Below are 25,530 nucleotides of genomic sequence, written 5' to 3' on the forward strand. Positions count from 1 at the left end.
CTAATCTGTCTGTTAGGTTTCTTTTAAATTTTTCTATGCTGGTGATCAAAAATTAATTATCTGTTTAGTGTATTTTTTTGGCATTGTACATTCTTTAAATTTATCGTTGTTATTCCTTTGTAATTAGCTAAATGAATTTTTATCATACTATATTAATTTAGAATTCTTTATTTGTTTTAAAAGAGTTTATAGATACTCTTTATTTTCAAAAGTTCATTCGTTATACACCAAAGTTTATGCTTAAAATAAATTTCTATTTGACATAATATAAAGAAGATCTTCTTTATATAATAATTTATTACCTATCCCATTTGATGTCTCCGTTTTCGAAGCTTAGTCTTGCGAATACTTCGGGGCTTACGAGGGATTTAATCTTTTGTTTTAGGGATTCGTCGCTTTGCTTTTGTACGCGTGCCAATAGTTTGGTGTCTATCGTGCCTGGCTTTTCCTTTTCTACCACTATCCTACACTTATATACGCTTATTGTCAGCCTGTCGTCGGGCTCGAATCCGCAGTTGCGAACCCATTTGCCCATTAGGAGGATTTTGGAACTGTAATCGTGTGGATAGGTATTTGGCCCTACCAGGATTTCTTTATAGACTTTTATTCTTCGGGTGTCTATTAGTTTGGTTTCGTCGTCTTGGTCTGATAATTTTACGTTGCACATAATCAAGGTGTTTTTTGGGTTAATATCGTAGAATACGGTTTCCCGTAATTTGGCGTATTTCGATTGACTTATATTTGTTTCCGTCAGTGTTTTTTATATCATTGTGCAATGATGTTGTGAAGTAAGACAAGGTTTGCGGGATAATCAATTCCATTTCAGGATGTTTTATTCCGAAAAAAGCATAATTTAGAAACTTCATTTACCAATAGTTGTTAATTATTTTAACTAAAAACAGTATATTTGAGATTTATGATACATACCGATATGCCAAACAAGAAAATACACCAAGGTCGAAACATAAAGCGTTTCCGTGAAATGCTCGGCATCAAGCAGGATGCCCTAGCCTACGAATTGGGTGAAGACTGGAACCAAAAGAAAATCTCTCTCCTGGAACAAAAAGAATCCGTAGAAAAGGATATTTTAGAACAAGTGGCTAAAATCCTGAAAGTGCCTACCGAGGCTATTGAAAATTTTGATGAAGAAAAAGCCATTGTAAATATTCAGAATAATTATGAGGGTTCAAATCCTGGCGTTACTAATGTAGCAGGTTATCAATATAATAACGAATGTACTTTCAATCCACTTGATAAGATGGTTGAGCTTTATGAGCGCATGCTTGAACAACAAAAAGAAATGATTGATAAATTGGAGAGGTTGATTGAGGGGAAGTAAGTAGATAATATAACTAATTAATATGTATAGAGGTTTCAATCTTTCAATACCATTACCTGATATAAGCATAACTGATGATAATGATGATGATGATGATGTAAATGAACTCATTAAAATAGGTGAAAAAATCTTTCAAGATACCAAAATAAAGGTAAAAAGTACCTTAGATGATTACTTATTAGATAATAAACGCCTAGATGGTAATAAAATTATCAATGAATGGTTTCCTGAAGTAAATGCACATATATTTTTATCTCATTCTCATAAAGATGAGAAACTAGCTTTTCTACTTGCAGGTTTTTTTCATGAAGCATTCAATATATATACTTTTATTGATTCAGCGGTTTGGGGATATTCGGATGATTTATTAAGACAACTTGATGATAAATATTGTAAGAATAGTAATAATACTAATTATAACTACCTGAAAAGAAATTATTCTACAGCACATGTGCATATGATGCTTTCTAACTCCTTAAACAGAATGATTGACAATTGCGAGTGTATTATATTTTTAAATACTCCAAATTCTATTGTCACTTCTAATGAAATTAATAATAAGACTAATTCTCCCTGGATTTTTTCAGAAATCAACACTTCAATAATTGTACAAAAGAAAACACCTAAACGTTTACAACGAAAGATCAAAGTATTTTCATCAAATGAAATGAAAATGTTAAATGAAAGTGATCAACAACAATTATTAATAGATTATAATGTAGAGCTTTCGCATTTAACGAATCTAGATAAAGATGACCTAATTAATTGGTGTAAAACATCAGAAAACACTACTGCTGAAAAAGCTTTAGATGATTTATATACACAACATCCATTAAATAAAAGGTTTATCCTAAAATAGATTTTGAATAACTTAATGAAAAATTGTAAATATTATTAAGAATCAGAAAATTAAATATTCAAATAAATAAGGTAATGACAGAAGAGAAACGACAACACTTGGAGTTTATACAAAATATTATAAATAGATTAAGTACAAATTCTATACAATTAAAAGCGATTACAATTACTTTAACGGCAGGTCTTCTAGCTATTTATTCTACATCGCCAAAAATATTCTTAATTTATTTAGCGTCAATTCAAGTAGTCTTTTTTTGGCTTCTGGATAGTTATTATTTACAACAAGAAAGGAAATTTAGAGGTGTCTATAATGATGTTAGCGGGATAACAACTAGCAATTTTACAATAAAAGATTACGAAATGCCTATCGAAAAATATAAAGAAGATAAATATAATTTTTTCAGATGTATATTTTCACTCTCTAAATTATTGTTTTTTGGTTCAATTTTTTTGATTTTAATACTGACTATTGTTGGATTGGAGTATAATTGTATCAATTAACAAAATGGAGAATACCAAGCCTGAAATTATAACTAGTATTGAAGAGAGATATAATTTAAAACTTGAAAAATTATAATCTTATCGGTTCAATTACAGAGACTCTATGGCATTTATGTTCGATAGCATAATTCGAATTTATTTTTTTCTTTTCTCCTTTTAATCTTTTTATTGATTTATCAGTAAGGATTTTCTCTATTTATTTTTTGATTGTTCTAAATTTTGATTTTGATTACGGTTTTCCGTAATCAAAAAGCATTTTGTTTTTAGTATATTTGGTTGAATAAACTTGTTAATTTATTAAACTAATTAATCAATACAAAGTAATTTAACCATGCTTATATTGAAATTAACTAAATTTCATGAGCTATATTTATTAACCTAAAAAAATGATATGTTATTTTCAGATTATCAAAACCTAGCAAAAAAAACTATCCAAGATTATGTCAAGGGTAAGGAAGTTAATAATATCGTTCCTTTTTTAGGATTAATTGGAGAAGCTGGTTCTGTTATTACGGAATTAAAGAAAAATTTAAGAGATGGAACTGCTTATGTAAATTATAAAAATAAATTAAAAGAAGAATTGGGTGATGTACTCTGGTATATTTCCACAATAGCGACTGAGAATGATTTAAGTTTAGAGGAGGTGGCTACAGAGAATCTAAAAAAAATAAAAGATCGTTTTGATTCAGAACAACCAGAAAATTTTATAGTTTATGATGAAGGATATCCAAAATCTGAGCAATTTCCTAGAGAGTTTGAAGTTGAGTTTAAAATTATAAAAGAGGGCGGAAAAGAAAAAGTAAGAATCATCAATAAGACTTCTAATAAGCAATTAGGAAATGACATCACGGATAACTCTCATAAAGAGGACGGATATAGGTTTCATGACATATTTCATTTAGGTTATGTTGCTTATCTTGGATGGTCTCCTGTGATAAGAAAATTAATGGGAATAAAACGAAAAAGTGTTAACGCTACTGATGAAGTTGAAGATGGTGCGAGAGCAGCTATTACTGAAGAACTAGTAAGCTTATATATTTATAATTATGCTATTGACCATCAATTATTTAAATACAGCAATAATGTAGATACTGAGGTTTTGAAAACGATTAAAAAGTTAGTTAGTGGTATTGAAGTTGAAAATTGTACGCAGAAACAATGGGAAACAGCAATTATAAATTCATATAAGGTTTTTGATGAATTAAAGAATAATAATGGTGGGCGGGTTATGGTCAGTATTAAAAATAAAAAGCTAACCTACTTAGGCAAAAACTAATTTTGAGTAAAAAATAATGATGGCAGAAACAATAAATAATCCTAAAAATATTTCAATCTTAGTAAAAAAGACTAAACCGAAACCAAGTATTGTGTATAATACATATTGGGAATTTATCTCAAAAAGGCAAGATGTTTTTTTTAAAAGATTTAATAATATCAATTATCCTTGGACAGAAGATGAGATTCTGAACAATTATAAATTTACAAATGTATATCGTGCTACTGATAGAGTAAGTCAATTCTTGATAAAAAATATTATATATAATGGAAGTCAAGACCCAGAAGAGTTATTTTTCCGCACAATTTTATTCAAAATCTTTAATAGAATTTCAACATGGGAATTCCTCCAAGAAGAGTTAGGAGAAATCTCTCTTAAAAATTATTCCTTTAAAGCTTATGATAAATTATTGCTAGAGGTTCTGAAGAACAATGAGCCCATCTATTCCCCTGCTTACATAATGGCATCTGGAAAATCTATTTTTGGAAAAGATAGGAAACATCAAAACCATTTATTACTAATCGAAAGAATGATAAAGGATAAGCTCCCATATATTCTTCAAAAAAGTACGTCCATGAAAGATGTATATGAGTTGTTATTATCCTATCCAACAATTGGAGAGTTTTTAGCCTATCAGTATACCACTGATCTCAATTATAGTAATCTTATTAATTTCAGTGAAATGGAATTTGTAAAAGCCGGTCCAGGAGCAAAAGATGGTATTGCCAAATGCTTTACAAGTTTAGGAGATTATAGTTATGAAGATGTTATAAAAATGATGGCAGATAATCAAGAAATGGAATTTGAAAAACGAGGAATAATGTTTCAAAATCTATGGGGTAGAAACCTACAATTAATTGATTGCCAAAACGTATTTTGTGAAGTTGATAAATATTCAAGAATGTTTCATCCGGAGATTATGGGGGTTTCAAATAGAATACGTATAAAACAGAAATTTAAAGTACAAAATAAAGAACATATTGATTATTTCTTTCCTCCTAAATGGGGGATTAATAACCTCATTTAAAAACACATAAATTATGAGTACATCAAAAAATGTTTTTATAAGTCATCATCACAAAGATGATGAAGCTGTTACAAGTTTTACAAAATTACTAGCTGGTAAAGAATACGGGATTAGAAATAGCTCAATAAGAGCTAATCCCAAAAACCAAGAGAGGTTAGATAAAAAACTAATTCCTGAACAAACTTTGAAACGGCTCTTAAGAATGAAAATGCGTTGGGCAGGAACTGTCGTAGTGCTAATTGGTTCGCAAACTCATTCAAGAAAATGGGTCAATTGGGAAATTGAAGAAGCTGCTAAACTAGGAAAAAGAATTGTTGGTGTGTTTATGCATGGCGGAAAAGATTCAGATATACCTGAAAATCTGGAAAAATTTGGTGATGGATTAGTTGGATGGAATTCTGAAAAAATAATTGATGCGCTTGACGGTAAAGATGTTGGATGGTGTAGTTCAAGTGGTTCTCCAAGAACGCCTGTAAATAATGTTAAGAGAATCAACTGTCAGTAATGAGTGTTTATGCATATAAAATAACTCGTGATTATGGATTTGCTCCAAATCCATTTGGAGAGTATTGTACTTTAGCTTGCTGTAAGCCACATATAAGAAAAAAAGCAGTAGTTGGAGATTGGATTATAGGCACTGGTGCAGTAGCAAATGGGTTATTAAATCATTTAATTTTTCTAATGAAAGTAACAGAAAAATTAACTTTTCAAGAATACTGGGAGGATGAGCGGTTTAAATATAAAAAGCCTGTCTTAAATGGAAGTTTAAAACAGATTCATGGTGATAATATTTACCATAATGAAAATAACGAATGGCTACAATCAGATTCTCACCATAGTTTATATGACGGGCAAATAAATACAGGAAATCTTAGACAAGATCTGAGTGGTGAATATGTATTAGTATCTAATCACTTTCTGTATTTCGGAAAAAATGCATGGAAAGTTCCAGACGAATATCTAGAAATTTGCCCAGGAACTCGTCATAGAGATTACATAACAATTGAAAATGTGCCATTAGCAAAAGAGATGATAGAGCTAGTAACAAGTAAATACGAATTAGGTATAAACGGTACACCAATTCATTGGAAGGAGTACGAGCAAAAAACACTATATTAATTAATATGGCTTTAAACCGATATTATTACCCAACAAAGTATGAATCCAGAAGCGAGGTTTTATCTTTGGGAATAAAATGCATATTTATATCACACCAGCAGAGAGACAAAGATGCTGCAAATAAGATTGCAGATTATTTGATAAAAGCAGGTATAGATGTTTATTTTGATGCTTATGATAGAGATTTGAGAATTCATCATCAATCTAACAATGCAAAAGCTGTTACTGATTCAATTAGAAAAGGAATAAACAACAGTTCTCACATGCTTGTACTGGTTTCTCCTAATACATTATATTCAACTTGGGTACCTTTTGAAATAGGTTATGGTTATGATAAAACCGACTTGTTTGTGTTGTGTCTTAAAGGAATTCCTAAAGGAGGATTGCCTGAATATGTAAGATCTGCTACTATTATTAGAGATATTTGGGATTTAAATAATCAGATTAGTGGAATTTCAAAAATTGATAAAGAAATTCTACTTGAAACAAAGAGATTGAGTGATTATGGTAGTTATACAAATCCTCTTTCTAATGTAATGGATGCTATGATAAGTGATCCATAAAATTAATTTAAGATAAAGTATTATGGCTAAATGGGAAGATTATGTAATTACAAAATTATCCTTTAACGAAAAAGGAAATTCAATTGATAAAGTTATTGTCCATGACGATTTTGAAGAGCATATAGGTGACGCAATGATTAAGAATCGACAATGGTTGGTAGAACAAGCTAATAAAGGAAAAACTTTTTGTTGTGCCGAAAGAAAAATTGATGGTTGGTCAAGAATTTGTCCATTTATAAGGAAAGCTGATGGTGGATTTAATTGGAATACAACACTTCCAAAAGAAATAGTTAAAAGAAAAACATTTATAAGCTATTATCATTATGAAGACCAAGATTACAAGGAGAGGTTCAAGAATTTATTTGGAGATTTAATAACTCACAAATCTGTTGAAGATGGTGATATAGATTCGGATAATTCAGATGGATATATAAAACAGTTAATTCATCAAGGATATTTAGCTGACACAACCGTTTTGGTAGTTTTGATTGGTGTTAATACGAAACACCGAAAACATATTGATTGGGAAATATCAGGAGCTTTGAATCTTAAAGTTGGGGATAAATGTTCAGGTATCCTAGGATTAAAACTGCCCAATCATCCTGATTATGGAACTGGAAGCCATACCTATAACTTATTACCTGATAGATTATCTGATAACCTTAAATCTAATTATGCTATAATAAGAGATTGGACAGATGATAGAGTAAAAATGCAAGAATATATTGAGCTAGCCTTTGAAAAAAGAAATACTAATTATGAAGATAGAGACAACTCTAGACTTCAAATGACAGAAAATACCAATGAATAATATTAAATATCCACTAAACATTTATGTAGTCTGGCACCCTAATTTTGGATTTGGAAAAACAATTGCAGAAGAATTGTATTCTACATTTTGTAGAGATTATCAAAATCCTTTATCTAGAGGAATTGGGATTCCTGTTTATTTTAGATATGCAAAATTAGAAGATGATAAGCCTTTAGAAATAGATCTAACTAATGCAGAAAAGAATGCTATTGTTTTACTTATAGATGAGGAATATGTATTGGACGAAAAATTTCGCTCATATACTGAAGAACTTTCCAAGAAAATGAATGATGATAATAGGATATTTCCTATATCACTTTGCAACAAAGCTTATTCTATAGGTTGTGGCTTAAGTACTCTTCAATTTACAGATGGGACGAAGTTTTTTAATAAGACTTTAAATCTTCAAAAAGGAAAGGATTTAGAAAAATGTATCAAAAAAATTAAAACAGAATTATTACATGACTGTTCTAGACTTATTTTAAATTTTCATCCTAAACAAAAGGATAAAGAACAGCATAGAATAGGTTCACCAGTAAAACTATTTTTAAGTCACGCAAAAAAAGATGGTGAGAATACCACAATCAAGTTTAAACAATTTATTGAAAATAATCTTAAGCTGGATGTGTTTTTTGATACTGTTGATATTGCAAGCGGATATGATTTTGCAGAACAATTTGAACAAGAAATTAAGCATTCTGCTTTAGTCGTATTTCATACTGACGAGTACTCCAACAGAGAATGGTGTAGACGGGAAATATTAATTGCAAAAAAACATAAATCACCCATAGTAGTTGTCCATAATATCTTAAATGGAGAAAAAAGAGCCTTTCCATATTTAGGTAATATGCCAACAACTGTTATTGGAAAGAAAGAGACAATAGGTTTTTATAAAATTGTAAATTTGACATTATATCAGGTACTAAACAACTTATATCAATATAGACTTTTAGAAAGTTATTCAAGCATAAATAAAGACGATGATAATATAATTAAAGTTATAACTTCCCCTCCTGAGTTATTTAACTTTTTAGATATAAAAACATATAAAAAAGATATAGGAAATAAAAAGCTAATCATATTATATCCTGATCCACCTTTAGGATTAGAGGAACTAAGTATTTTGAGTGAATTAGATGAAGATGTAGAATTCACAACTCCCATTAATTTAAACCTATGAAAGAAGAAAAAATAGATATATCAGGCATTGACTCCGATTTAATATCATCACAAGAGAAGCCTCAAATAAAGCATACAAAAATATTAAGCGGAAAAAAGATTGCAATTTCAGTCTCAGTCAATGAAGATTTAGAAAAAATAGGTCTTTCAGAACAACATTTAAATGACATTTCTATTGAAATAGCAAGATATATTATTGCTAATGATGGAACGGCATTGTATGGTGGAGACTTAAGAGAAAATGGATATACTTACTATTTTTCAGAATTGTCGAATCAATATAAAAAGACAAACGACAAAGACTTTAAATTTATTAACTACTTCGTGTTTCCTAACACTAAACGTTTGACACGTGATGTTAGGTTAGATTTCTATTCAAAACAAATTCAAATAAAAGAAGTTTCTCTCCCTACAACAGTTTCTATTGATGAGCAAAAAGAATACAATCCTAAAAATTCTATAGAGGACCGATATTCTTTTTGTGAATGCTTTAAAATAATGAGGGTTGAAATGGCTAAAGATTGTACAGCCAGAGTTTTAGTTGGAGGGAAAATTACAAATTATTTAGGCTATATTCCTGGAGTTATTGAAGAAGCTCTCTGCACCTTGAGAGAAAATAAACCATTGTTTTTAGTTGGAGCATTTGGTGGAGCAACTGAAAAACTAATAAAGCTAATTAAAGGTGAAGTGGTTGAAGAACTGACAAATGACTTCCAATATAATACAGAATTTTTAATCGAATTTAAAGATTATGTCAATTCTAAATGTGACTATGCAGACTATGATAAATTAAAAACAGAGTTGTCAAAATTTGATGTAAAGAAAATATCAGATCTCAATGGACTAACAATTGAGGAAAATGAGATATTATTTTCAAGCAAAAATATTCATCAAATAGTCTACTTATTAATGAAAGGTCTGAAAAAATAAAATGACTGGTAATATTTTTTCGTTAAAGTTGACGAGATACAAAAAAAGGCTAAAGTTATGGCAATAGTAGTTTTCAATACTTGAATAATCATTCGGTTTCTAACCATATAATTTTTTCAATTCACTCATCCTTATTTGGTTAAGTACCCTACTCTATTTTAAGCAGAATTTGCGTGAGGGATAGCAGCGAAAAGCCCGCAGCGAGGCACGAGCGAGGACTTGTAGCGGATAGCCCGACCCGTAGGGTCACGCCCAAAGGAAAATCTTTTTAGGGGTTGTTATTTAAACTGATATTCGGTTAGTCTTAATGTTCCGAATTTGTGTAGCAGGTCTTGCTCAACAGCCCATTTTAGGTCTCGGCTTGCTGTTGGTGCGGATATGTTTTTAAAGCTTTGCATGTAGTGTTTTCGGGTGAATTTGTTTTTGGCGATTTTCTCCTTGAATAAACTTATTCTATCTTCTGTGTGAAGTGTTACGGATTGGGTTTGCAGAAGTCCGTTTAATGATTCTGAAATAATGCCGAGCATGAATTCGATAAAGGGTGTTGAGTTTCCTTTTTTGTCGGATTCGGAGAGCTTGTTATAATATTCGTTTTGTTTTTGCTTAATGAGTGATTCGACGGGCAGGTATTCAAAAACGGGATATTGTTGCATGAGAATTAAGGTTTGCCAGAGTCTGCCCATTCTTCCGTTTCCGTCTGTGAATGGGTGTATGAACTCGAATTCGTAGTGGAATACGCAGCTTTTGATGAGGATTAAGTCGTTGTCAGCTTTTAAGTAATGAAAAAGGTCTTTCATTAATCCGTTTATCATGGTTCCGCCTGGTGCGATGTGTTCTACTTTTGAGCCTTTTACGATTCCAACATTAGTGGTTCTAAGCTTGCCGGGATTGTCAATTAATCCGTTCATGAGGACAGAGTGTGCTTTTATGAGGTCTTTTAACTGATAGGGATTGAATTGGTTGAGTTGCTGGTATACTTTTATGGCATTCTGAACTTCTAAAATATCTTTTTGTGGAGCTATGACTCTTTTGTTTTCTAAAAGGGTGGTAATTTGTTCTTCGGTCAAGGTGTTACCCTCTATTTCTAATGAAGACTGAATGGTTTTGATTCGGTTTTTCTTTCTTAATTCGGTTGCGGGCTTATAGAGATGGGAAGCGTTAATTTCTCCTATTTTTTCTGAAATGGAAGCTACTAATGCTAAAATTTTATCCGTAATTGTATAGGGTGGTTTCATCGATGATAGTATCATTTGATATTATCAAAGGTAGGGATTATTTGGTAATTTTAATAGTTTAAGAGAAAAAGATAATACGATAATTAGGCTGTGCTCCCTACTCTATTCTATGCAGACTTTGCGTGAGGGATAGCAGCGAAAAGCCCACAGCGAGGTACGAGCGAGGACTTGTAGCACAAGTGAAGAAAAGCAATATTCATTTGCTTTTAATGAAACTTGCGAACAAAGTTCTGCCCGACCCGTAGGGTCACGCCCAAAAGGAAAATCTTTTTAAAAAGTTGGCATTTTCTGTAAAAGGATATCACTGCTATCTCTTGCCCGTAAAGAAAGGGTTTATACATGGTTTAGGCGAATCGGCCAGTGTTTTATATTTTGCTTTTTTAAGGTTTTCTCAAATATATTGGCGTTGCTTATTATTTGTTGATTTTTAGTGCTGTTCTGGTGGTTTAGTGTCTATAAATCAGCGGTTTTTATTATTTCGTCGCTTCAGTATTTTAATACGTTTATATTTTGTTGAATAAATGTTATAACGGTTTATATAAACAGCATTAACAATAATATAAACATATTATTGATTAAAATGTATCTTAGTACACTGAAATTAGTTACTAAGGATTGTATGACTCGATCAATTGTATTTGGAGAAATAGAAGGCATTGAAGAAGGCCATATTTTTAATGATAGAAAAGAAATGATGCCTACTAGTTTTCATAGAAAATGGGGATCTGGCATTGATGGCAACGCTAAAAAAGGAGTTGCTGCTATTGTGCTTTCTGGCGGATATGAAGATGATAAAGATTTTGGAGATGAAATTATATATACCGGAGCTGGTGGTAATAAAGATGGGAAACAAATTGAAGATCAAAGTTGGGATAAGAGTGATAATAAAGGATTGCTTATCAGTATGGATCAAGGCTTGCCAGTTAGAGTAATTCGGGGTTATAAGCATAGATCTGAATTTTCTCCACAAACGGGTTATACTTATGCTGGTTTATATAGTGTGGTAGATGCCTGGGAGGAAACAGGAAAGAGTGGTTTTATAATTTGTAGGGTTCGGCTGGAATATAGTGGGCAAAATCCTGAGAGAAATACTCCGGAAAGGATTGAATTAAGGTATTCTAATAAACCTACGGAACGAAAGGAAAGTACGGTTTTACGAATTGTGAGGGATACCAGGATTGCTTATGATGTGAAGAAGTTGTATAATTATGAATGTCAGGTATGTGGAGAGACTATCCCTACGAAATCGGGTGGCTATACAGAGGGTGCGCACATAAAGCCTTTGGGCAGGCCTCATAATGGGGATGATAGCAGCGATAATTTGATTTGCCTCTGCCCGAATCATCATGTAATGTTTGACAAAGGGACGTTTTCTATTACGGATGATTTGAAATTGGTTGGCGCTGTAAGGGGTGAATTAATAGTACATAAAACGCATATTCTGAATAAATTAAACTTGCAATATCACAGGAAAAGTCATGGGTACGATTAGGGTTGTTTGCGGTGTTATATTCAATGAAGGACGAATTTTGCTTTGTAGGCGTAAGCCTGAAAAATCATTGGGTGGTTATTGGGAGTTTCCAGGTGGGAAAATTGAGGTCGGTGAAACGGAAGAAGAGTCTTTATATCGCGAGTTGCAAGAGGAACTTGGAATAAGGGTTGAAATAGAAAGGTATTTCAAGTCTGTTGTCCACAATTATGATGCATTTACGATTGAGCTTATTGCTTATATATGTAGGTCGGAACAGTCTATTTGTGTACTCACTGATCATGACGAGTATGAATGGGTTGATAAATCAGAACTTCTTAACTGGAAATTAGCTCCGGCAGATATTCCTATTGCAAATGAGCTTTGTTCTATTAAAATATAATACAGAAAAAAGTTAGTGAAATGGGAAGTTTTTTATCAATAACTGGGTTTTTAAAACTATTACTATCATTCCTATTTCTAATATTTATAGCTTTGGTATTCTTTCTAGTATATTACATTAGAAAATCTAAAAGAAAATAGTAACAAGCATGTACCAGCTCATTCCACAATAACTTCTACTGGAATATCAAACACACAAGATTGATTTGATAGTAACGGAAATAGAATCTAGGAATTTAGTGGACTGATATTTTCATTTTGGCAGATGAGCTATTGTTCTAATATTCCAAAATAAATAGTACTTAAACAGCCGTTTAAAGAAACTTTATCTCATGCATAACTTCACTATAACTTTCTTTGCAAAGAACTTTTTCGCTGCTAAAACAGATTATAGCTTTTCCGTTTTCATCTTCATATATATGCGTAATTTTATCAATAAAAACCAGACAGCGTTTTCCATTAGTTGTTGTGACAGTTATGTGATTATCCATACTATTGACTATGTTATCCAGGTATTAAACAATATTAAAGACGCAATAAATAATATTCCAAAACCAATAGCTATTAGTTTCAGATTATCATTCAGGGTATTCCTATTTTTTCTAAAAACTATGGAGTGAATAATAATAAAAAGAATCCATGTAATTATAGCTAAAAGAATAAAGAATCCACAATACAAGTTGGTCAAGTCATAACCGCCACCGCCTATGCTTTGATGCCTTTCTTTAGTTAAAGGAACACTAGCAATAATAAGTATTGGCAGAACTAAGAATGTTAGTTTTATAAAAAAGCTTTTTCGCATGGGTTTGAAATAAGTTTAGCCTCCGTTGACAAGTCTTTCTAATAACAAATCTAAATTTACAGAAGCAAATCCGGAACTATGGTCTGACAATCCATAAGGAATAATCAGGTCATTATTGTGTATGATAGAACCGCAGGAATAGACCACATTAGGCACATATCCTTCTCTTTCGTCAGGATTAGGCATAATCAAGGGTTCTTTTAAGCGGCCTATTTCTTTTTCTGGGTGGTCTATATCTAATAGTGAAGCTCCAATACAATAACGACGCATTGGTCCTACTGCATGGGTTATGATAAGCCAGCCGTATTTGGTTTCAATTGGTGAACCACAATTTCCTATTTGCACCAATTCCCACGGATATTCTGGGCTTTGAATCTTTATTGGATTTTCCCAGATATTGATATGTTCGGAATACATTAAGTAATTGTTCCAACCATCTATACGCGAAAGCATCGCATATTTTCCATTAATTTTTCTTGGAAATAACGCCAGGTTCTTATTTTTTGCTCCAGAACCATTTAATGGACTGGTCTTAAAATCATAAAAATCATACGTCTGCAAGAGTTTTGGCATAATGTGATTTCCATCATAGGCTGTGTAGGTACAATAGTAGATCACTTTTCCATTTTCTCTTTCAAATTTGACAAAACGGGCATCTTCAATACCTTTGCTTTCAAAATCAGAAATAGGAAAAATGACTCTATCGCTAATGTCAGTATCTTTTGAAAAACTTATTTTACGATAACTGTCAGACAATTCTAAGATCATATTATACTGCCTGATTGTTTTTTCGTCCTTTGTTTTATCTTTCGCTTCAATGACAACCTTTTTGAGACTGTCATAATCAAAACGTTCATCCAGCTTTTCGTCTACATCTTTTAAAAAATCATCATTAATATCTGCCTCTTGTGCTTTCTTGAGAAAAAGTTTTTTATTATAGACCATATTATGGACTTTTTCGGCTTCATCAATATAATTGCCGGCAGGAATTACAGATATATTATTGTATTTATCAATCAGGGCACGTCTGAATACGACAGAAGAAACATGCCCCTCTCCCACTGCACGAAAACTGATTAATACCCTAAGCTGTCCTTCTTCCAAATTAGTTTGATCCGGATCAGGAACAATTGACGGATTAAAAAATGCAGCCGACTCTATAGAGTATTCGTGCGTAAAATAAGATCCTATAAGCAGTTTTGTATAATCGTCAAGTTTTTCATAATTCCCACCTGCTTTTTCCACATAGATTTTTACCCTATCGCAATGTTTTAACAGTTTTTTCGTAATATTTCGATGACGCTTTGAAAAGTCCTGTAACAATGGAGAAATTAGCCCAAAAACGGTATCATTATCCAAAAGCAGTATTTTTTTTATCAATTCTACAGCGCGTTCTTCGCCATTAAAAAAAAAACGGGCAATGACACGTCCAGAGTCAGGATACACTTTTATAGGTTTTCGCTCAACAGATAATCTCATAGGCAATATTTTAAATGATTTCGATGAATTTCAGGAGTATCTACTTTTAGAATAAAATAATCTTCTCTCTAAAATACTACTTTAAATCTACATAAAAGGCACTCAAAATGCTAAAATTAACCCAAAACAGCAGATTGAGGCCGTATTTACAAGCAAATTTCATAAGTTGCAACCATAATTTTTCTTCAAGGAAGCCATAAAATTTAAAAGTTTTTTAATTTTAGCATGAATTTTGCAGAAACACTTTATCAAAAAGTATCCATGAAATCTGTTGCTTTACTCTTTATTGTTTTTTTTACCTCTCAGATGTATGCTCAGGTTGACTATAACAAGTCGATTTCGATACCCTCTGCGAATACTAACAGTACGATGTCGATACCTTCTACAAATTCTAATCCTACTATAATTGATCCTAATTTTGGTGCAACAATTCCAAAATCGCTACCAAAGTCGGATAAATATAAGGTGGGTGAATCTGATACGGTTAATTTCGGGCAAGGTGGCGAAGAATTTGCCAATCCGGGTGATCAATACGTTAAAAAACTGAATAAGAAACAAGGCGGAGAAGAACAGGTTGCCGTAAAAGGAAATCAATATTTTGGAGATTTTAAGAACAATGGAGATTATGTAAATATAGTATTCCGTGACCACGGTGCTCCTGATGGTGATATGATTAAGATTTCTGTAAATGATGTAGTTGTAGTGGCTTCAGTTACATTAACCACCGATTTCAGAACATTGAAATTGCCTTTAAAACCAGGCTTTAACAAAGTTGATTTTGAAGCATTGAACCAGGGAACATCAGGGCCTAATACAGCGGAATTCCATGTGTTTGATGATAAAGGAAATCTTGTTGTAGCCAATCGCTGGAACTTAGCAACGGGTTTTAAAGCAACGGCGATTATTGTAAAAGAATAGCTAGTTGCTGTTAAGCCATTCTCTTTTTAGTATAGCATATTGAAATTCACTTCCCCAATTTCCTTTAAAAAAGATATTTTCAATAAAATGCCCTTCTCTTCGGAATTTCAGACTTTCTAAAAGACTTATTGAAGCACTGTTTTCTGCATCGACAGTTTCAACTATTCTATGGATGCTTTTGACGGCAAAAAGGAAATCCATTATTCCTGAAAAAGCCTCTTTTGCATAACCTTTTTGCTGGTACAGATGCGAAATTGTCATTCCTACTTCTGCTATTCGCTCATCGTAAGCATCTAACTTTATGGCGCAATCACCAATTAATCTTCCGGTTTCTTTGCTTTCAATAGCATACTGTACCCATTCACCAGGTTTCCCAAACAATTTATTCTCTTGCTGGGCAATAAATTCGGAAGCCTCGTCTCGTGTCATTACGTCGAACCCTTGATATTTAGTAACTTCCGGGTTGGATCTGTATTTATGAAAATCGTCAAGATCATGTTGTACAAGATTCCTGATATGCAGCCGTTCGGTATGTATTGATAAAGTTTCCATCCTTATAAATTTTCGTCCAAAGATAAAAAAGCTTTTCCCAAATTTTCAATACTATCTGAAGCTATAAAGGCATGATATCCTAAAGATTTTGAGCCGATGTCTGCTGTCAGTCCGTGAATGTATACGCCAAGAATTGCTGCTTCCTCCGGTTTATATCCTTGTGCTAATAAGCCAACAATGATTCCAGAGAGCGTATCGCCGCTTCCGGCTGTCGCTAAGGCCTGATTTCCTGTTGAGTTGGTATATATCGTATTGCCGGAAATTATTTGCGTAGGAGCTCCTTTTATGACGATAATCCATTTTTTTGATTTGGCCAGTTCAGTTATTTTTTCAATCTTCTCTTCTTCTGAATTCCAATCGCCAATTAATCTTTGCAATTCTTTTTTATGCGGAGTCAATATCGCCTGTTCTGGAACAAGGTCAAACAGTTCCTTGTTTTTTGAAAGTATATTTATTCCATCAGCGTCAATCAGCAGAGGCTTGTCATTGTTTTTTAGAAATTCTCCAAATGCTTTTTGTGTCGCTTCATGCTGCCCCATGCCCATTCCTATTGCGATGGCATTAGGAACGATATCAAATTCTATTTTTGAAATGTATTCTTCTGCTTTATCCGTAACGACCATAGCTTCAGGAAATGAAGTCTGGATACTGTTATAGCCGCATTTCGGAGCAAAAGCCGTAACCAAACCACAGCCTGATCTTAGGCATGCTTTTGATGCCAGGATAATGGAGCCTATTTTTCCATAACTTCCACCAATTATTAAAGTGTGCCCTTGCGTTCCTTTGTGAGCTTGGGCTAAAATTGGTTTATAAAGTTTAAGAATTTCTTGTTTATTGATAGTTATATGTTCCATCAGAAATACAATTAGAAAGCAATAAAGATACTAATACCTCTCAATACTATTAGTATTTTATTTCTGACAAAGAGAAAGTCAACCTCAATAAAGTAAAATTCGGTAAAAACAGGCATAAAAAATATTTTTCTATTGTACTGAGTGTTAATACATTTTAATATTTATGTAAAAAAAAGATAAAAAAACTTACGAAATACTTGTAATTTATAGAATGATAAGCTACATTTGCAACCGCAAAAAAGGATAAGTTCTTTCGGATTTGTTAAGGAGAGGTGCCGGAGTGGTAACGGAGCAGATTGCTAATCTGTCGACGAGCAATCGTCGCCAGGGTTCGAGTCCCTGTCTCTCCGCTTTTTTCTCGGGGTGTAGCGTAGCCCGGTTATCGCGCCTGCTTTGGGAGCAGGAGGCCGCAGGTTCGAATCCTGCCACCCCGACGGTATTGAAATAATGGACGCATAGCTCAGCTGGATAGAGCACCTGCCTTCTAAGCAGGCGGTCGAAGGTTCGAATCCTTCTGCGTTCACAAAAAAGCAACTTCAAAAGAGTTGCTTTTTTTGTTTTTATTTTCTGTGATGAGTAGCTTTGGACTTTAAAGAAACTTAAATTGAGATTTGGAATGAAAACGCATAAAGAAAATTACCTACTGATTAGTTTTATTGTTGGCTTTTTGGTATGGTTATCAGCCACTATATTATTTAGAGTTGCAGGACACTATTTTTTTATTGTTGACAATCCGTTGGTAATGGTTGTTTTATATATTATTCTGATACCGGCATTAGGCCTTATCTCAACCTCGGTCTTTAATAAATTTAAGTTAGATAACCTTGAAAGTGTGAAATCGGCAGCTATCATGGTTTTACCTGGTATGTTACTGGATACGCTATGCGTACAGTTTTTTGAAAACTTATTCCCTAATATGCCTGAAACCTACAGTAAAACTTTTGCTTCATGGCTAATGTTTGCCTACTCTATTGTTTTAATTTTCGGGCTTTTAAGAAAAAAGCAAGAGAATAAAAATTGATTGTTTTTATAATTTCCTTATTTTCTATATTTATCTGTGGATTTTAGTAGGTATAAATAGAAAACCGGGATTTTTCCAAAACTGAAATCCTTTTAAGAAATCGTAACTGCCGCTTCTTTTATTAATTCCGTTACTTCTTTTGGACGAACCGCTAAAGAGGCATGGCTGGCATCCAAATGGATAATTTTCTTAGGATTCATCCTTTCTGCCATTTCTTTTTGAGTCGCAGGAGGAATCATATGATCGTTATCTGAGACCTGATACCAGCTTGGTTTTGTTTTCCATGCCGGCTCCCCTACTTCGGTTCCAAAAATACTTCCATGAATAGGCTTTTGAGACAGCGACATCACAATTGAATCTTCCTTGTTCAGATCCTGAGCAAAGCTTTCGTGGAATTTATCGTATTTGACCCACAGAAATCCTTTTTCGTCCGGATAGATATTAGCCGCGCCAGATGGCTGTTCTCTGCGCGCAAAGATTCCACCTAGGCTTTCTCCTTTATCTGGCGCAAAAGCGGCAATATACACCAACCCTGCTACTTTATCATGATGACCGGCACCGGAGATAACGGCACCTCCATACGAATGTCCTACCAAAAGTACTTTTCCTGGCTGCATATCGATCAGGTCTTTTGTTTTTTGAATATCATCTGCTAAAGATGTCAATGGGTTTTGAACGCTTCTTACTGAATATCCTTCATTGTGCAGGTTTTCAATAATGTGTCTCCAGTGCGAACCGTCGCCCCAGGCTCCGTGAACTAGAATAATTGTTACATTTTTTTTTTCATGTTGCTCAATTTTAATTGTTTAACACTATAAATTTACAACCATTTCCAATACAATAGGTTTTACTTAAGTTAACATTTTGGAATCTTATTTAGAATCTATTTAGTGACTATAATTTTACGTCGTCAGCCCTACTATTTTAAATACTCAATACTTCTTTTATATCTATAATAAATCCCTGCCCTAAACTTTGTTAATTTTGAATTTAATTCAAAAACTGATTTCGGATTATCCAAAAAAGAATTAAATTCGCAAAAACAAACAAAGAATTAAACAATTATGAATAAAAAAGTTGTCATTGTATCTGCTGCCAGAACTCCAATTGGAAGTTTTATGGGAGCTCTTTCTACTGTTAGCGCTTCACAATTAGGAGCTGTTGCAATCAAAGGCGCATTAGATAAAATCAATTTAGATCCAAAACTTGTTGATGAAGTGTTCATGGGGAATGTTGTTCAGGCTGGTGTTGGCCAGGCTCCGGCACGTCAAGCGGCTTTATATGCCGGATTACCTGATAGCGTTATTGCAACAACAGTAAATAAAGTTTGTGCTTCTGGTATGAAAGCGGTTATGATGGGTGCTCAATCAATCATCAGCGGCGATGCAGAAATTATCGTTGCCGGCGGTATGGAAAACATGAGCTTGATTCCACACTATCTTCATTTAAGAAATGGTTATAAATTTGGTCCAGCTTCTATGATTGACGGTATGCAAAAAGACGGACTTACGGATGCTTATGACAATAATGCAATGGGAGTTTGTGCTGATCTTTGTGCAACGGAATATAAAATTTCCAGAGAAGAACAAGACCAGTTTGCGATCCAATCATATGAGCGTTCAGCAAAAGCATGGGATGCAGGAAAATTTGATAACGAAGTAGTTCCTGTAGCTGTTCCACAAAGAAAAGGTGACCCGATTATGGTAACCAGAGATGAAGAATATACTAATGTAAAATTAGATAAAATTCCTAGCTTGAATCCTGCTTTCACAAAAGAAGGAACTGTAACAGCAGCCAACGCTTCTACTATCAATGATGGTGCAGGTGCTGTTGTTTTAATGAGCGAAGAGAAAGCAAAATCTTTAGGATTGAAGCCACTTGCTTATATCAAAAGTTATGCTGACGCAGCACAAGAACCAAAATGGTTTACTACTTCTCCGGCAAAAGCATTACCAAAGGCATTAGACAAGGCTGGAATTGCTATCAATGATGTAGATTTCTTCGAATTCAATGAGGCTTTTTCTGTTGTAGGTTTGGCAAATGCTAAAATTCTAGGATTAGACAGCAGCAAAATAAACGTTAATGGAGGTGCCGTTTCTTTAGGTCACCCTCTAGGATGTTCAGGCGTTAGAATTATCATTACATTGCTAAATGTACTGGAGCAAAACAATGCTAAAGTCGGAGCAGCAGCTATTTGCAACGGTGGCGGTGGTGCTTCTGCTATTGTAATTGAAAGAGCATAAAGAAAGCATAATTATATTCTGTAATGATGGATTTTGGATTTAAATGATTTTGTATCTTTAAAATCCGAAATTCATCATTTAATTTAAAGCAAACCCTCAATGTTTGGAATTTGTAATCTGGCCATAATACCTTTAAGATTTGAACCTAGCGACCGAAGCGAAATTGTATCCCAAGTACTTTTTGGTGAGCATTTTAAAATTTTAGAGCAAAACAAGCAATGGGCAAAAATCCAATTGCATTTTGATGATTATGAAGGCTGGATTGATGAAAAACAATTCCAGGTTATTTCTGAAGCAGATTACAATCAGCTTAGCAATGAAGCCATAATCCTCAATGCAGATCTGATTGAATATGTAAATTCTCCTAATAATTTGCTGATGCCTATTCCTTTGGGTGCATCACTTTCTTTCTTGAGCAATCCTGCAATAAATAAAAATAATCTGGATTTTGAAGGAATGAAAATTAGCGGTTTAAAACCAAAAGCCAATCTGATAAATACTGCATTTATGTATTTAAATGCTCCCTATTTATGGGGAGGAAAAACGCCTTTTGGTATTGACTGCTCCGGGTTAACCCAGATGGTGTACAAATTAAATGGCTATAAATTAATGAGAGATGCTTCACAGCAGGCCACACAAGGAGAAGCGTTGAGTTTTATTGAGGAAAGCGAACCAGGAGACTTGGCTTTTTTTGATAATGAGGAAGGGAAAATAATACATGTAGGTATTATTATGGACGACAATTACATTATACATGCCAGTGGAAAAGTCAGAATTGACAGGTTAGACCACTTAGGAATTTATAATGCCGAAACCAACAGACATACACACAAGCTAAGAGTTATCAAGAAAATTATATAATAAAAAAAACCGAAGATAAAATCCTCGGTTTTTTTATATCTTTTAATAAAGTATATTAATTATTATAAGATGCTTTTAAAGCTTTTGCTTCAGAAGTCATTTCAAGATAGTTGTATACATTCAGCAAAGTTCTGTAGATATCCTCATTTTTAGGATCCAGCTTGTTTGCTTTTTCCAGATATGGCAAAGTGCTCTTAAAAATAGCTTCTCTTTTTACCTTTAATTCATCATATCTTTTGTTGTCTTTTGCAGAAGTACCTAGTTTGTTCATTTCTTCAACAATTGCAGTATCTCCATTTAACTTTAGTACAGACAGGTTTAGATATGCGTTGATGTATTTAGGATCTAATTCTATAGCTTTTTTATAATATTTTTCAGCTTCAGCATTTTCGTTAGCTTGTCCAGAAATCACACCCAAATTGTAAAATAAGTTAGGATCGTTTGGACTTTTTTCAATAATTTGAGAAATAATTTGCTTATAACCCTCCATATTACCACTCTTCATAAACAAATCTGCCTGAGTCATTGCAAGAGGAAGATCATCAGGATTGGCAGCTCTGGCTTCGGCTACTGCTTTTGTAGCGGCAGCAACATCACCTTTACTGTTATAAATCAAGGCTACGTTTTTATAAATTTCTCCACGCTTTGATTTGATTTGTTCCGTTCTTGGCTTCTCATGAGTTCCTATTTTTACCGACTTATCTCTGTCAGCTAATGAAGCGAAAGTTACTTCTTCACCACTTAACTTACTTGTTGCCATATATTCAGATCTCTCTCCTGAATAGTTCTTCTTTATAAGCTCATTATAATATGATAATGCTTTATCATAATCCTGATTGTTAACAGCATAATTAGCAGCATAGTAAAGCTTTTCTAAGTCGGTTTTATCTAAAAGATAAAGACTGTGTAATACAATCGTTGCATCATTATAGTTTTTCTGCTTACCTAAGTTTACGGCATAGTTTAACAGCAAAGGTTTCATATCAACAAGGTCTTCATTGATACTTTTTGTCAAAACTTGTTTTCCTGAAGTTTTTTCAAATTCGAGAACTTTATCTGTGTTTTCAGCTAATTGAGAAATATTATTTGCATTAAAAACTTTAATTAAAGCCGCTTGTGGATTTGCTTTGTTCTCAGGTCTGGCCATTGCCTCTTGTGCTTCAACAAATGGCAAAAGTGATTTATAATAATTTAAATAAATCTTATCAGACTCAGATGCGCTTGCCAGTAATGGTTCTGCTTTTTGAAGGGCTTCTTTATAATCTGCCAGATCTTTTGATTTGATTAGATCCTTATCATAAACCTTCTTTAATGTTTTAAGCTCATCTTTTTGGGCATAAGTCAAACCCGAAACTAGAAAAGCTGATGCTAATAATAAATGTTTACTTTTCATATTCATTTAATTTTGGTTATATAGTGGTTGGTTATTCTTCATTATTTTCAGCTTCGGCTGTATCATCATTAGTAGATGCTTCTATAGTTGTATTTTCAGCATCTTCCTCAGTTTCATCAATAACCTCTTCACGGATTACTTTTGTTACTGCAGCAATAGAGTCATTACCTTTAATGTTGATCAATCTAACGCCTTGAGTTGCTCTACCCATGACACGAAGATCAGAAACTTCCATACGGATAGTTAATCCGGACTTATTAATAATCATTAAGTCATCCGCATCCGTAACGTTATTGATGGAAATCAGCTCACCTGTTTTATCGGTAATGTTCAAAGTCTTCACACCTTTACCTCCTCTATTTGTAATTCGGTAATCTTCAAGTGAAGAACGTTTTCCATAACCGTTTTCAGAAACGACCAAGATTTCGCTTTCCATATCGTTTACAGAAACCATACCAATTACTTCATCTTTGTCGTGTCCTAAGGTAATACCTCGAACACCAGATGCACTTCTTCCCATAGGACGTGTCTTACCTTCTTCAAAACGTACCAATTTACCGGATTTCACAGCAATAAGAATTTGGCTTTCTCCGTTGGTTAGTTTTGCTTCTAATAGCTCATCATCTTCCTTAATTGTAATAGCGGCAATACCATTGACTCTTGGACGTGAATATTGTTCCAGCAATGTCTTTTTAACCTGACCTTGCTTGGTTGCCATAATTACGTAATGAGAATTGATATAGTCTTGGTTTTTCAAATCCTGCGTACAGATAAATGCCTTGACTTTATCATCATTCTCAATATTAATAAGGTTTTGGATAGCTCTTCCTTTTGATGTTTTTGTTCCTTCAGGAATTTCATATACTCTCATCCAGAAACATTTTCCTTTTTGAGTAAAGAACATCATATATTGGTGGTTAGTCGCCACGAAAAGATGCTCTAAGAAATCCTGATCTCTTGTTGCTACTCCTTTTTGACCTACTCCGCCTCTATTTTGTGTCTTATATTCTGAAAGGTTGGTTCTTTTGATATAACCGGCATGAGAAATTGTAATTACCACATTTTCATCTGCAATTAAATCTTCAATACTTACATCTCCACCAGAATATTCAATAATTGAACGACGTTCGTCACCATATTTATCTTTAATCTCAGTTAATTCTTCTTTGATTAAAGCCATTCTCATTTCTTTGCTTGCCAACAATTCTTTTAAGTGGGCAATCAACTTCATGATTTCTTCATATTCTGCACGCAATTTATCCTGCTCCAGACCTGTCAATTGTCTCAAACGCATTTCTACGATTGCTTTTGCCTGGATTTCAGAAAGATTGAATCGTGCAATCAATTTCTCTCTAGCTTGGTCCGTATTGCTTGAAGAACGGATCAATTGGATTACTTCGTCAATATTATCAGAAGCAATAATTAATCCTTCTAAGATATGGGCTCTTTCTTCTGCTTTACGCAATTCATATTGTGCCCTACGGATTACAACCTCATGACGGTGCTCCACGAAATAGTGGATCAGGTCTTTCAGGTGTAGCAATTGAGGTCTTCCGTTAACCAATGCAATATTGTTTACGCTGAAAGACGATTGTAATTGCGTATACTTATATAAGGTATTCAAAACAACATTAGGAACAGCATCACGTCGTAAGATATATACGATACGCATTCCGTTTCTATCCGATTCGTCACGAATGTTAGAAATACCGTCAATTTTTTTATCATTTACCAAGTCGGCCGTTTTCTTGATCATATCAGCCTTGTTCACCTGGTATGGAATTTCGGTAACTATAATGCATTCTCTTCCGTCAACTTCTTCAAAATTGACTTTAGCGCGCATTACGATTCTTCCTCTTCCCGTCTTAAATGCTTCACGAACGCCTTCATATCCATAGATAATACCACCGGTTGGAAAATCCGGAGCTTTGATATGATGCATTAGTTCGTCAATCTCTATATCATTATTATCGATGTAAGCTAATGTACCATCAATAACCTCGCTCAAATTGTGAGGCGCCATATTGGTAGCCATACCAACAGCAATACCGGAAGCACCATTTATTAATAAGGTAGGAACTTTTGTAGGCATTACCTTTGGTTCTTCCAGGGTGTCGTCAAAGTTCAGCTGGAAATCAACTGTCTCTTTGTCAATATCTGCCATTATTTCCTCTGCGATCTTACGCATTCTGGCTTCAGTATAACGCATCGCTGCCGGACTGTCACCATCAACGGAACCAAAGTTACCCTGGCCATCTACTAAAAGGTAGCGCAAGCTCCATTCCTGAGCCATACGAACCATAGCATCATATACAGATGTATCGCCGTGTGGGTGATATTTACCTAGAACTTCTCCAACAATTCTTGCTGATTTTTTGTGTGCTCTATTAGAAAAAACTCCTAATTCATACATACCATAAAGTACTCTTCTATGTACGGGTTTCAAACCATCTCTAACATCAGGAAGCGCTCTGGAAACAATTACAGACATCGAATAATCGATGTAAGAGGATTTCATTTCGTCTTCTATGTTAATAGGAATCAACTTTTCTCCTTCAGCCATAAGTATTTATATTAAAAAATTAAATTCGTTTCAAAACGTGCCAATATACGCAATTCGCAACATTTTTAGCATATTTTTCACTACTAATTTTTGGGATTTATCAACATAAAAAAGCCCCCCAATAGTTGATAAATAG

At 33.6% G+C, this 25,530-nt stretch carries 27 protein-coding genes and 3 tRNA genes; 20 read left to right on the forward strand and 10 right to left on the reverse strand.

The genetic code is table 11. The features are described from left to right. Nucleotides 1–298: 298 nt before the first annotated feature. Together ABH942_RS09210 and ABH942_RS09215 are read right to left on the reverse strand one after the other, a co-directional pair. The gene (locus tag ABH942_RS09210; RefSeq protein ID WP_370031297.1) at nt 299–667 is read right to left on the reverse strand and encodes a SymE family type I addiction module toxin; all 369 of its coding nucleotides are present in this window, start codon (nt 665–667) and stop codon (nt 299–301) included. Between the two features lie 19 nt (nt 668–686). Continuing rightward, entirely contained in the window at nt 687–866 is a 180-nt protein-coding gene (locus ABH942_RS09215; RefSeq protein WP_370031299.1) for a hypothetical protein, read from the reverse strand. A 50-nt stretch (nt 867–916) separates the two neighbouring features. On the opposite strand from ABH942_RS09215, the gene ABH942_RS09220 reads away from it, so the two are divergent. From ABH942_RS09220 to ABH942_RS09270, 11 genes are all read left to right on the forward strand, one after another. Continuing rightward, nucleotides 917–1,339, forward strand: coding sequence for a helix-turn-helix domain-containing protein (locus tag ABH942_RS09220; protein ID WP_370031301.1), 423 nt, complete (start codon nt 917–919; stop codon nt 1,337–1,339). Nucleotides 1,340–1,361: 22 nt separating this feature from the next. After that, a complete protein-coding gene (locus ABH942_RS09225) occupies nt 1,362–2,198 on the forward strand; it encodes a hypothetical protein (protein ID WP_370031303.1) in 837 nt (278 codons plus the stop codon). Between the two features lie 74 nt (nt 2,199–2,272). Further along, nucleotides 2,273–2,698: a hypothetical protein gene (locus ABH942_RS09230; RefSeq protein ID WP_370031304.1), complete on the forward strand. Its 426-nt coding sequence runs from the start codon at nt 2,273–2,275 to the stop codon at nt 2,696–2,698. A 391-nt stretch (nt 2,699–3,089) separates the two neighbouring features. Further along, nucleotides 3,090–3,974 carry a nucleoside triphosphate pyrophosphohydrolase family protein gene (locus tag ABH942_RS09235; protein ID WP_370031306.1) on the forward strand — a complete coding sequence of 295 codons (885 nt, stop codon included), beginning with the start codon at nt 3,090–3,092 and terminating at the stop codon, nt 3,972–3,974. Between the two features lie 19 nt (nt 3,975–3,993). Next, nucleotides 3,994–5,001 (forward strand): nucleotide kinase domain-containing protein, encoded by a 1,008-nt coding sequence (locus tag ABH942_RS09240; protein WP_370031308.1) that lies wholly within the window; start codon nt 3,994–3,996, stop codon nt 4,999–5,001. A gap of 13 nt (nt 5,002–5,014) precedes the next feature. After that, nucleotides 5,015–5,506 carry a TIR domain-containing protein gene (locus tag ABH942_RS09245; RefSeq protein WP_139999872.1) on the forward strand — a complete coding sequence of 164 codons (492 nt, stop codon included), beginning with the start codon at nt 5,015–5,017 and terminating at the stop codon, nt 5,504–5,506. Further along, the gene (locus ABH942_RS09250; RefSeq protein ID WP_370031310.1) at nt 5,506–6,120 is read left to right on the forward strand and encodes a hypothetical protein; all 615 of its coding nucleotides are present in this window, start codon (nt 5,506–5,508) and stop codon (nt 6,118–6,120) included. The genes ABH942_RS09245 and ABH942_RS09250 overlap by 1 nt, the downstream gene beginning before the upstream one ends. Nucleotides 6,121–6,125: 5 nt before the next feature. Beyond that, nucleotides 6,126–6,683, forward strand: a complete 558-nt coding sequence (locus ABH942_RS09255) for a toll/interleukin-1 receptor domain-containing protein (RefSeq protein ID WP_370031312.1) — start codon at nt 6,126–6,128, stop codon at nt 6,681–6,683. 22 nt (nt 6,684–6,705) lie between these two features. Then, nucleotides 6,706–7,494, forward strand: coding sequence for a TIR domain-containing protein (locus tag ABH942_RS09260; protein ID WP_370031314.1), 789 nt, complete (start codon nt 6,706–6,708; stop codon nt 7,492–7,494). Continuing rightward, nucleotides 7,487–8,674 carry a toll/interleukin-1 receptor domain-containing protein gene (locus tag ABH942_RS09265; RefSeq protein WP_370031316.1) on the forward strand — a complete coding sequence of 396 codons (1,188 nt, stop codon included), beginning with the start codon at nt 7,487–7,489 and terminating at the stop codon, nt 8,672–8,674. The genes ABH942_RS09260 and ABH942_RS09265 overlap by 8 nt, the downstream gene beginning before the upstream one ends. Next, on the forward strand, nt 8,671–9,603 hold the full coding sequence (locus ABH942_RS09270) for a hypothetical protein (protein WP_370031318.1): 933 nt from the start codon (nt 8,671–8,673) through the stop codon (nt 9,601–9,603). The genes ABH942_RS09265 and ABH942_RS09270 overlap by 4 nt, the downstream gene beginning before the upstream one ends. Nucleotides 9,604–9,881: 278 nt before the next feature. On the opposite strand, the gene ABH942_RS09275 is transcribed toward ABH942_RS09270, so the two are convergent. Next, nucleotides 9,882–10,853, reverse strand: coding sequence for a Fic family protein (locus ABH942_RS09275; protein ID WP_370031320.1), 972 nt, complete (start codon nt 10,851–10,853; stop codon nt 9,882–9,884). A gap of 604 nt (nt 10,854–11,457) precedes the next feature. Between ABH942_RS09275 and ABH942_RS09280 the strand changes: the two genes are divergently transcribed. After that, entirely contained in the window at nt 11,458–12,330 is an 873-nt protein-coding gene (locus ABH942_RS09280) for a YDG/SRA domain-containing protein (RefSeq protein WP_370031322.1), read from the forward strand. Next, entirely contained in the window at nt 12,317–12,709 is a 393-nt protein-coding gene (locus tag ABH942_RS09285; RefSeq protein ID WP_370031324.1) for a (deoxy)nucleoside triphosphate pyrophosphohydrolase, read from the forward strand. Before ABH942_RS09280 ends, ABH942_RS09285 begins: the two co-directional genes overlap by 14 nt. A gap of 313 nt (nt 12,710–13,022) precedes the next feature. On the opposite strand, the gene ABH942_RS09290 is transcribed toward ABH942_RS09285, so the two are convergent. Together ABH942_RS09290 and ABH942_RS09295 are read right to left on the reverse strand one after the other, a co-directional pair. After that, nucleotides 13,023–13,199, reverse strand: coding sequence for a hypothetical protein (locus ABH942_RS09290; protein ID WP_370031326.1), 177 nt, complete (start codon nt 13,197–13,199; stop codon nt 13,023–13,025). 326 nt (nt 13,200–13,525) lie between these two features. Continuing rightward, a complete protein-coding gene (locus ABH942_RS09295) occupies nt 13,526–14,989 on the reverse strand; it encodes a glycoside hydrolase family 130 protein (protein WP_370031328.1) in 1,464 nt (487 codons plus the stop codon). A 225-nt stretch (nt 14,990–15,214) separates the two neighbouring features. Here ABH942_RS09295 and ABH942_RS09300 point away from each other — a divergent pair, with 225 nt between their 5' ends. Further along, nucleotides 15,215–15,907 carry a hypothetical protein gene (locus ABH942_RS09300; RefSeq protein ID WP_370031330.1) on the forward strand — a complete coding sequence of 231 codons (693 nt, stop codon included), beginning with the start codon at nt 15,215–15,217 and terminating at the stop codon, nt 15,905–15,907. On the opposite strand, the gene ABH942_RS09305 is transcribed toward ABH942_RS09300, so the two are convergent. Both ABH942_RS09305 and ABH942_RS09310 read right to left on the reverse strand, forming a co-directional pair. Continuing rightward, nucleotides 15,908–16,459, reverse strand: coding sequence for a GNAT family N-acetyltransferase (locus ABH942_RS09305; RefSeq protein WP_370031332.1), 552 nt, complete (start codon nt 16,457–16,459; stop codon nt 15,908–15,910). It abuts the gene before it with no gap. A 2-nt stretch (nt 16,460–16,461) separates the two neighbouring features. After that, a complete protein-coding gene (locus tag ABH942_RS09310; RefSeq protein ID WP_370031333.1) occupies nt 16,462–17,313 on the reverse strand; it encodes an NAD(P)H-hydrate dehydratase in 852 nt (283 codons plus the stop codon). Between the two features lie 266 nt (nt 17,314–17,579). Between ABH942_RS09310 and ABH942_RS09315 the strand changes: the two genes are divergently transcribed. The 4 genes from ABH942_RS09315 to ABH942_RS09330 all read left to right on the forward strand — a co-directional run bounded on the left by ABH942_RS09315 (nt 17,580) and on the right by ABH942_RS09330 (nt 18,334). Continuing rightward, nucleotides 17,580–17,663 (forward strand) — tRNA-Ser (locus ABH942_RS09315). Nucleotides 17,664–17,672: 9 nt separating this feature from the next. Continuing rightward, a tRNA-Pro gene (locus tag ABH942_RS09320) sits at nt 17,673–17,747 on the forward strand. A gap of 15 nt (nt 17,748–17,762) precedes the next feature. After that, a tRNA-Arg gene (locus ABH942_RS09325) sits at nt 17,763–17,836 on the forward strand. A gap of 93 nt (nt 17,837–17,929) precedes the next feature. Next, the gene (locus tag ABH942_RS09330) at nt 17,930–18,334 is read left to right on the forward strand and encodes a DUF5367 domain-containing protein (protein WP_370031335.1); all 405 of its coding nucleotides are present in this window, start codon (nt 17,930–17,932) and stop codon (nt 18,332–18,334) included. A 92-nt stretch (nt 18,335–18,426) separates the two neighbouring features. Here ABH942_RS09330 and ABH942_RS09335 read toward each other — a convergent pair whose 3' ends face one another. Beyond that, on the reverse strand, nt 18,427–19,137 hold the full coding sequence (locus tag ABH942_RS09335; RefSeq protein WP_370031529.1) for an alpha/beta hydrolase: 711 nt from the start codon (nt 19,135–19,137) through the stop codon (nt 18,427–18,429). A gap of 261 nt (nt 19,138–19,398) precedes the next feature. On the opposite strand from ABH942_RS09335, the gene ABH942_RS09340 reads away from it, so the two are divergent. Together ABH942_RS09340 and ABH942_RS09345 are read left to right on the forward strand one after the other, a co-directional pair. Next, nucleotides 19,399–20,577: an acetyl-CoA C-acyltransferase gene (locus ABH942_RS09340; protein ID WP_370031337.1), complete on the forward strand. Its 1,179-nt coding sequence runs from the start codon at nt 19,399–19,401 to the stop codon at nt 20,575–20,577. Between the two features lie 99 nt (nt 20,578–20,676). Then, nucleotides 20,677–21,438 (forward strand): NlpC/P60 family protein, encoded by a 762-nt coding sequence (locus tag ABH942_RS09345; RefSeq protein WP_370031339.1) that lies wholly within the window; start codon nt 20,677–20,679, stop codon nt 21,436–21,438. 55 nt (nt 21,439–21,493) lie between these two features. Here ABH942_RS09345 and ABH942_RS09350 read toward each other — a convergent pair whose 3' ends face one another. Both ABH942_RS09350 and gyrA read right to left on the reverse strand, forming a co-directional pair. Beyond that, nucleotides 21,494–22,831: a tetratricopeptide repeat protein gene (locus tag ABH942_RS09350; RefSeq protein ID WP_370031341.1), complete on the reverse strand. Its 1,338-nt coding sequence runs from the start codon at nt 22,829–22,831 to the stop codon at nt 21,494–21,496. 31 nt (nt 22,832–22,862) lie between these two features. Further along, nucleotides 22,863–25,394 carry a DNA gyrase subunit A gene (gene gyrA / locus ABH942_RS09355; protein WP_370031343.1) on the reverse strand — a complete coding sequence of 844 codons (2,532 nt, stop codon included), beginning with the start codon at nt 25,392–25,394 and terminating at the stop codon, nt 22,863–22,865. Nucleotides 25,395–25,530: the final 136 nt, after the last annotated feature.

The organism is Flavobacterium sp. 28YEA47A, assembly GCF_041262125.1.
Lineage (GTDB): Bacteria > Bacteroidota > Bacteroidia > Flavobacteriales > Flavobacteriaceae > Flavobacterium.